Genomic DNA, 8,729 nt, shown 5'->3' with positions numbered 1-8,729 from the left:
ATCCGTGCCTCCTGGGCCTTCAGAAAAACCAAACCCATTTTATTCCGTTGAGTAGAGCACCTTTGAACTGGCTTTTAGTCCAGTTATTCATTCATATGTTAATCCCATGCGTTTCATGAATTCAACGACATTTTCGTAATCTTTGACGTATTGTCTGCCCTTTTCAGTGAGTTTAAGCGTTGTTTCATCTTCAATCAAGCCGAGATCTTTGAGGTCAGCAATATAATTTTTTAACCTATCAAACGCGACGTTTGCTTGGGCTTGAACCCGCGTTAGTACTATCTTTTCAGCTTTAGGTTGCTGTTGAAGCACCAATAATATGTCGCCATAAATTTTTAGTTTGTCTCTGCGTGGAATCTTCATTAATGGTCCTCATCTTTTTTGGTGCAGAACGTTTTTATGGCGACAAAAAGGAAAACTGCTAAAGCAGCTAAACGAATGCCTATCGATCCCCAAAATGCAGCGAAACTTGCGTCAATATACCAGAACAATAACGAATATTGGCTGACTGCAAGCAAAATAAATCCAAGCGGAATCCACAGCGTCGCTGGGTTTGGTTCTCTTATGTGGCTTCTAAGTGTGTGGGCGGCAACATATGCAAGGCACATGATATTAAATGTTCTAACATACAACTGGCCATCTGTATAGCTGCTTGAAGCAACTTGTGGAGAAACAACCCCGAGCGGGAATAACACTATGAGGACAACGATTAATACGCTAAAGGTTATGTCCCAAAATATTGGGTTACTTTTTGCTGGTCTAGTAGAAAAATAGTATGTTACTGCAAGAAATACGAATGCAAATGACCTTGTGAGCGATTGAAGCCACAGCGATTCGGTACAGCAAAAGGTCTCGGAGTACGCTATGGCGGAAATAGCGTATGAGGCGCCAAGAAAACCAAATCCCAAAGGTAAACCGATATACCGCGCTTGTCCAGTCAGCCTGTATGGTTTTATCATGAACCAAACAAGAAAAACGCATACGGCCGCTGACACAATTTCTATGCTGATCCGTGCTAGTTCCCACATAGACCTACCCTGATTTAATCTGTCTTTATTTCGATTTTGCAGATTTAAATGTCAAAAGTGAAGGCTTTCTTGTATCGTTCTAAAAAACAAGTTTAGGGTATTTTGTGTTCACGATAGGTGAGTGAGGCTTATAACGGAAATTTGGCGACAGGGAACTGTCCCAATAAAAAGGAGACAACACATTGAACCTAACAACCCAAAATAAAAAATTAGCCTTCACAACAACAGTGCTTTTGCTACTCTCAATAACCATTTCCTTATTCGCTGCTATCCCCCTAAGTCAAGCACACAACCCATCCGTAACATACCCCGTTTGGTGTTACACAGCAGTATCAACAACCCCTATCGGAGTTGGTCAGGAAGAACTGATTACCTTCTGGTGCAATCAGATTCCTCCCACAGCCAGCGCCGACAGTCGATACGGTGACCGCTGGATTTTCTACTTAGACGTCACCAAACCCGATAACACCACCGAGACTCTTGGTCCCTTTGAATCTGACTCAGTTGGCGGTGCCTACACAACATACGTCCCTGAACAAACTGGTAACTACTCAGTAATAGCCCGAATGCCAGCCTACATAATCACAGGTCTTCCAACGGCAAATAATGTACCCGTCAACAGCGTTTACGTCAACGACACTTATGGTCCAGCAACCAGCGACCCCTGTTACTTCACAGTCCAAACTGACCCAATCCAACCTTGGAGTGAAACCCCGCTTCCCAATGAATACTGGAATCGCCCCATAAACAGCGCCAACAGACTTTGGTATGTCCTTGCAGGTAACTACCTCTCAGGTGCTGCGCACGCAACCGCTACCAACACAAAAACTTGCTACGGCTATGGACCTGAAAGTTCACATATTGTGTGGTCACGCCCCTACTACGCAGGAGGAACAATGGATGAACGCTACGGAGACATAGGTTACCATACTAACCACTATGGCGGTATTACACTCGGCAACATGATTATCCTCAACGGAAAAGTCATAGTTTCTGACCGCAACACCGCGCATGGAAATAACGGTTGGTGGACAATTGATCTCTACACTGGCCAAACACTCGCCCTAGACAACAAGACCGTTATGCCCCAATTTGCCTCCATATATGACTATGAATCACCCAACCAACACGGCGGTATGCCCTACCTCTGGAGAACATCAGGTGTTACTCTACCCGCAGGCTACACCACCGGTACTGGTTTGTCAACATGGGAAATGCTTGACGGATACACATATGATACCATCACCATAATTGCTAACGTTTCAGCAAGCGGAACAGCAGTTTACGGCAAAGACGGCAGCATCCTAAGATACAACATTGCAACTTCAGGCGGCAAACAATACCTGACCTGCTGGAACAGTTCAGCCATCCCCACAGAACTTTTAGGCACAACAGGAACAAACTATTGGCAATGGAGACCACAAAACTATGCAGTTCACGATGGACGAAACGGCTTCTCGATGAACGTAACACTTGACGGCAAAGACGGCAGATCAAACCCTGTTACCGGAAGCATCTACTGGGTAAGGGAAGGTAAAGACGTAGTCGGCGGAAAGATTGGCGTCACCAACTCAACTACAACTATTAAAGGCCAAATCTGGGCTCTAAACCTAGACCCCGAAGCCGGCGTCGTAGGCGGTCTGCTTTGGAACAAAACTTACACACAACCCTTATCCTTAGGCGATTATGCTGTTGGCAGTCGTCCAGGTATTATGCTTGAAACTGTAAACCCTGACTATGGTGTCTTCATCTTCCGACAAGACCTTACCCGAACATACTGGGGCTATAGCCTAGCAACAGGCGAGCAAATTTGGGAAACCGAACCCGAATCTCAAATGCAATTCTATGGCTTAAGCACTGCTGACTGCTGCTGCACTTACGAAGGCAACTTCATCACCTACGGTTACGGTGGAGAAGTAAACGCATACAACATAACTACTGGCGAAAAAGCTTGGACATACGTTGCTGAAAACCAAAACATGGAATCCCCATACGGCAACTACCCGACTGGTGTTGCTGCAGCCTGTGACGGAAAACTCTACCTAACAACAAGCGAACACTCAGCTACTCAACCACTATTCCGCGGCGCAGATTTACGATGCATAAACGCTACTGACGGCACTGAAATCTGGAAGATTCTAGACTGGGGTGCAGGCATGGCGGCTGGTACTGGCGTCTACATCGCTGATGGCTACCTAATTAACCTCAACAGCTATGACCAAATGCTCTACTGCTTCGGCAAAGGACCAAGCGCTACCACCATTTCAGCTCCACAGATCGTTCCAGCTTTAGGCTCTAGTATCCTCTTAACTGGCACAGTCACAGACCAAACGCAATCTGGCAGATTAAACACAAACTATCTTTTGGAATTCTCTCTAAAAGACACCCCCGCAGTCTCTGATGACAGCATGCAAGCATGGATGGAATACAAGTTCATGCAACAAACCAAGCCAACAAACACAACTGGCGTTCCAGTTTCAATCGATACTATTGACCCCAACGGAAACTACCGACACATAGCTGACGTAACATCTGACGCGACTGGTCAATATGCATACACATTCACACCTGACGTTCCAGGAACCTATCAAATCTTAGCTTCCTTTGCAGGAACAAAATCCTACTACGCATCATCTGGCCAAACCTACCTAGCAGTAGGTGAAGCACCACCAACAGCAGCTCCCTACCCCGAAACCGTTCTGCCACCCACAGAAACATACTTCGCGATATCCACCGCAGCCATAATTGTTGCAATCGCTATAGTCGGCGCAATCATAGTGTTGGTACTCAAAAAACGCCCATAAACAACCCTTTTCCTTTTTTATTTTTTTTTGAAATCTAAGAAGGGCTGAGAGGGTCTGTAATTACATTTGGACGGTAGCTTTTGCATGTATCTCCAATGTTATAGAGCATCAGACCCCAGCAAACCTTCAAACTTTTTTCATGTGTTTCTATGGTTCGCCTTTTGGGCTCGTCACGATTCGCAGCTTTATACAAGAGGAGGGGGTCGCCTCTGAGCAGGTCACTTCTCCGGAATGGTGCCTGCCTTACGCTGGGATTCTGTCTTTTACTGTCATAACCGCCAACGCAAAGAACAGCAATGCAATTCCGCCGATAACTGCAAATTCAAACGATAAGTCGCCAATGCCATAGCCTTTGAGCATGATGCCTTCAAAAATGCGGTTGCCATAGTACATGGGAACAAATTGGGAGACGATTTGAACTCCTTCTGGGAATGCGTTGACGGGTATGAGCATGCCGCTAAGTGCCATGCTTGGTAACGCTATTAGGGGCGCCATTTGGACGGCTTGCAACTCGTTTTTTGCAAAGTTGGAAAGAAATACTGCTAGGAAAATGTTGGCTAATGCATATAGGACTGCGCCGAAGAAAAGCAAGGCAAAGTTACCCTCAACGACGACACCGAACACTCCGATACCGATGCCCAAAATCACACAGACCATCAAAACCCCCAGTAGCGTTAGTCCTATTGAGTACCCCAGAAGTCTTTCAAGCGCCGAAAGCGGAGTCGCATATAACCTTGACAAAACACCTGAGCTTGACTCTCGAGTGATTATAATCAGAGAAATCAAGAGCACCAGAAAAGTCAACACAAACGCAATCACCGATGGAATACTCACGTCCAATCCTGAGTACTCAACGTTGCCAAACGCGAACTGTTTATCCAGCTCTACGCCGCCACCGCCAACTGAGTCTTGTAGTGCGCTTTGGAGTGCTGCTAAAATGCTGCCTTCGTTTGCGGGTTTTGTGCCGTCAAGGTAGAGTGTGATTGTTGCGTTATCGTTTGTTCCAACGTCTGTGAGGGCTTGGCTGAGGTTTAGTGGCATGCTGACTTGCCTGTCGCCACCGACGGTGCTGTTGATGACTACTTTAACGTTAGATAATTGGCTAGCCGCGTTTCCTAGGCCGTGTTTGAAGAGGGTCTCTGAAAAGTTGGCTGGTATTAGGATGGCTGCAAAGCATGTTCCATTATCTACTCCGCATACTCCTGAATCGAAGGTGCCTTGGGTAACTTTTACTCTGTCATCGTTTTCTAAAGCTGTTGTTATGTTGCCTCCGAAGTATGCGGTACTATTGACGTTTCCGCTTTGCGTGATTGTGTAGCCATTATCTTGGTCGTCAACTACGATAGGCACATATTTTACTTCGCCGCCCAACGCAAACCCAAAGATAAGCATGATTATCGCTGGCATAACAATCATCATTCCAAACGTACGTCTGTCACGGCTGATTTGTTTGAGCACACGCCAAGCCACTGCGCCAACACGGTTAGCTGAAAAACTGCTTCTACGCATCAACGATAACCCCCTCACTTAATTTAACAAAGACCTCTTCCACAGTAGCAGCCGAATGCCTCCGTTTAATCTCGGCAGGTGTGCCCTCCTCGATTAGTTTGCCAGCACGCATTAACCCTATTCTGTCGGCGCGTTCAGCTTCATCCATCACATGTGAAGTCAAAACAATTGTCAACCCCTGTTTTGTGAGGCAACGGAAGTAATCCCAGAAAAACGCGCGCAGTACGGGGTCAATTCCGACTGTTGCCTCATCAAAAAAGACAATTTTAGGTTGATGGATAAGGGAGCAGGCGATGCTTGTGCGTCGTTTCATGCCGCCGCTGAGGTTGGAGACGGTGGTTTTTCTACGTTCGTTAAGCTTAAGGATCGGTAGCAGTTCATCTAGTCGTTTTTCGAAGGCTGCTTTTTTCATGTTGTAGAGTTTTGCGAAGAACCAGATGTTCTGTTCAACCGTGAGGTCACTGTAGAGGGCGTATTCTTGGGGTGCCACGCCGATTTGTGCCGCGGCTTCTCTTCGTTTTTGAGGGATGGGTAAACCGAGAACTTGGATGGAGCCTGAGGTAGGGTAGAGTGCGCCTGTGAGCATGTTGATGGTTGAGGTTTTGCCTGAGCCGTTAGCGCCGATTAGAGCGTAGATTTCGCCTTTTTGGATTTTGAGGTTTAGACCGTTTACGGCTTGGATTTGGCCTTCTTTGTATGTTTTGAAGAGGTTGGTTGTTTCGATGACTGCTTCGTTTGAGGTGTGAGTCATTTTTTTGCCCAAGCGTTATTAGGAAGCGTTGTCTTATAATTTTGTTGTAACTCTTAGAGTGACAAGTTATGAGCTTTGAGCAGCAACAACAACTAACACAAGCCCTATGTAAACTCGGTCTAAGCCTATACCAAGCCAAAGTCTACTCAGCACTCGCCTCACTGGGACCCTCCGGCGTAGCCGACATCCAAAAAGCCTCCGGCGTCCCTCGCACAAAAATCTACGAAGTGCTAGAGCAACTCCTAGACATGGGCGCAGTGGAATTCCAAAGCGGACGACCAGTCTTCTACAATGCCCTCTCCCCCAGCATAGTTGTTGACCGTATGCGCAACTCCTATCTATCAGCCGCAGACGACGCCACTCGCCTCCTTGCAGAAATGCAGCAGACCAGCAAAAACTCCACAGAAGATTTTATCTGGGCAGTCCGAGGTATGTTCGCCATCCGCAGAAAACTAGCGTTAACAATTGCGTCCGCCAAAGAACGCGTAATAATGGTTGAGCAGTATCCTCCTAATTTGTTGTTGGCGGTTGGTTCTAATTTGAAGGCTCAACAGGCGAAGAATGTTCATGTCAGGGCTGTCTGCGCGGTAGAACCCGGCCAGAAGGTGGCTGAGAAATTCAAGAAAGAAGATTTTATCGAATTCCGTAGAATGACCCAGATAACCAATTTTTCAGGTATCCCCGATGATACCACAGAAGCTTTCAGAAAAATGGTGCTCGCTATCTTAAACAAGAAATCAAGCTTAACAATCGTTGATGACGAGGAAGCGTTCCTGTTTCTGCCAAACTTATCTGACGATTCAAGGAGTGCGGGGGTATCGTTGCGGATTCCAGGGTTACCTATGCTTCAGCGGTTGCTGTTTGAGCGGATAATTCAGCAGGGAACTGTGCGGATAAAGTAAACCACCAAAACCCCTTGGCTGTAGGGTTTTGAACCGACCTTGCTTTATCGGTTCCCCCCGCTTCCTTCATCATTGAAAAAGTGCCTGCGTCTAATCCCTGACGGTTTAAATGTTCTCATGTTAAAAATCCCGTGTGTTTTTATTTAAATTTGTACTAAAAGCTGATAAACCCCTTCTGTTACTACATCCCCATTTAACGCGAGAAGGGACCAAGAATAGGCTGCGGTATCTTTGGCGCAATAAACTACGAGAATCATCCCGTTTTCCCTTATGTATACTGGGGACTTAGGGCTCAAAATCATCGAGGACACCAATCACATGGCTTCCTTACTTACAACAATAAACAGTTCTACACTTACAAAAGCCTTGACCTCGTACCAAAAGTAAAGAGTAACGCCATAAACGAATGGTTCGGGCGTTTGCCAGGCTCAATCGGGATCGGTAACGTACGTTACACCACCTCTGGTAAATGTGACGATGTCTCCATAATTCAAGGCACCCAACCCGTCACCGCCTCCGCTGACGGTGTAAAACTTGCTTTATCCTTTAACGGCAACATCGTAAACACCCTGCCCCTAAAAAGAGAAATGACTGAGCGCTTCCCAGATTTCCTCTACAACTGCGACTCCGACATTGTCTGCCACAAAATGCTCCAAGCCTTAAAAGAAACTGGAGACCTTGCCGCTGCATCCCGCAGTGTTATGGAAAGCTTAGATGGTGCCTTCTCCGTAACTGGCATCACTGGAGAGGGTGAATTTTTTGCCTTCAAAGATGCACATGGTATAAAACCCCTCTGCGCTGGACATGACCCTAACGGCGCAACATTTGCCTTCTCCTCTGAAACTGTCAGTTTTGACATGAACAGCTTCGTGCGGGATTTTGAATTAAACCCCGGCGAACTCGTAACTGTATCTAAAGACGGTTTTAAACGCATCCAAGTCATCGAGAAACCCCGCGAGGCTTTTTGCAGTTTTGAATACGCCTACTTTGCTAGGCCAGACTCGATTTTCAACGGCAAATATGTTTATGAAATCCGAGAAGACTTCGGCCGCAACTTGGTCAAAGAATTCCCCGAGGAAGCCAAGCAGGGCGACATCGTATTTTCAGTTCCTGAAACTGGTGACGACTCAGCCATGGGTGTTCATGAAGCCTCAGGGCTCCGTTGGGAACGTGCATCACGCCGCCACCGCTATGTAACTGAACGTGCTTTCATTCTGCTAAACGCGGAACGTTACTCAACGATAGATAAGAAAATTAACATTTTAGGAGCCAAAGTCGCTGGTAAAAACGTCATCATAACTGAGGACAGCGTAGTCCGCGGTGACACAACCAAAGTCATAATCGAAAAAATGCGTAAAGCTGGCGCCAAAAAGATTTTCCTCTTTGTTACCTTCCCCCGCATCATTGGCCCCTGCTTCTATGGTATCGATATGTCCACGTATGGGCAACTTGTTGGTTCAAGGCATTCCCCCGCCGAAATCGCAAAAATCATCGGTGCCGACGGAGTATGCTATCAATCCCTTGAAAATCTGATTCGTGCCACTGGAAAAACAGAAAATGAACTCTGTTTAGCCTGCATCACTGGCAAATATCCTACACCCTGTGCCCAGAAGATGGCTGATGCCATGAAGAAACGCTTCCAAGAAGGCTACGAAGAAAAAACCCGAATCTACGAATCCGAAGACCAACAATCCTAAGTTGCTTAGTAAAAAAGCAAATTAAGCTTTGGCGCAGA

The 8,729-nt window shown here is 46.5% G+C and carries 7 protein-coding genes; 3 read left to right on the top strand and 4 right to left on the bottom strand.

Features of this window, described 5'->3' with window-relative positions:
* Positions 1–87 precede the first annotated feature (87 nt).
* Both NWE92_11165 and NWE92_11160 read right to left on the bottom strand, forming a co-directional pair.
* Positions 88–363, bottom strand: a complete 276-nt coding sequence (locus tag NWE92_11165) for a winged helix-turn-helix domain-containing protein (GenBank protein MCW4030191.1) — start codon at positions 361–363, stop codon at positions 88–90.
* A complete protein-coding gene (locus tag NWE92_11160) occupies positions 363–695 on the bottom strand; it encodes a hypothetical protein (GenBank protein ID MCW4030190.1) in 333 nt (110 codons plus the stop codon). The genes NWE92_11165 and NWE92_11160 overlap by 1 nt, the downstream gene beginning before the upstream one ends.
* Positions 696–1,210: 515 nt before the next feature.
* On the opposite strand from NWE92_11160, the gene NWE92_11155 reads away from it, so the two are divergent.
* The gene (locus NWE92_11155) at positions 1,211–3,832 is read left to right on the top strand and encodes a PQQ-binding-like beta-propeller repeat protein (protein MCW4030189.1); all 2,622 of its coding nucleotides are present in this window, start codon (positions 1,211–1,213) and stop codon (positions 3,830–3,832) included.
* A 243-nt stretch (positions 3,833–4,075) separates the two neighbouring features.
* On the opposite strand, the gene NWE92_11150 is transcribed toward NWE92_11155, so the two are convergent.
* Both NWE92_11150 and NWE92_11145 read right to left on the bottom strand, forming a co-directional pair.
* The gene (locus tag NWE92_11150) at positions 4,076–5,341 is read right to left on the bottom strand and encodes an ABC transporter permease (GenBank protein MCW4030188.1); all 1,266 of its coding nucleotides are present in this window, start codon (positions 5,339–5,341) and stop codon (positions 4,076–4,078) included.
* Positions 5,334–6,092, bottom strand: coding sequence for an ABC transporter ATP-binding protein (locus NWE92_11145; GenBank protein ID MCW4030187.1), 759 nt, complete (start codon positions 6,090–6,092; stop codon positions 5,334–5,336). The genes NWE92_11150 and NWE92_11145 overlap by 8 nt, the downstream gene beginning before the upstream one ends.
* 68 nt (positions 6,093–6,160) lie before the next feature.
* On the opposite strand from NWE92_11145, the gene NWE92_11140 reads away from it, so the two are divergent.
* On the top strand, positions 6,161–6,994 hold the full coding sequence (locus tag NWE92_11140) for a hypothetical protein (GenBank protein MCW4030186.1): 834 nt from the start codon (positions 6,161–6,163) through the stop codon (positions 6,992–6,994).
* Positions 6,995–7,413: 419 nt separating this feature from the next.
* Complete coding sequence (locus NWE92_11135) at positions 7,414–8,691, top strand: amidophosphoribosyltransferase (GenBank protein MCW4030185.1); 1,278 nt, start codon at positions 7,414–7,416, stop codon at positions 8,689–8,691.
* Positions 8,692–8,729: the final 38 nt, after the last annotated feature.

Source organism: Candidatus Bathyarchaeota archaeon (genome assembly GCA_026014745.1).
In the GTDB taxonomy this organism is placed as follows: Archaea; Thermoproteota; Bathyarchaeia; order Bathyarchaeales; family Bathycorpusculaceae; genus Bathycorpusculum.
This window is presented reverse-complemented; position numbering and strand designations above follow the sequence as displayed.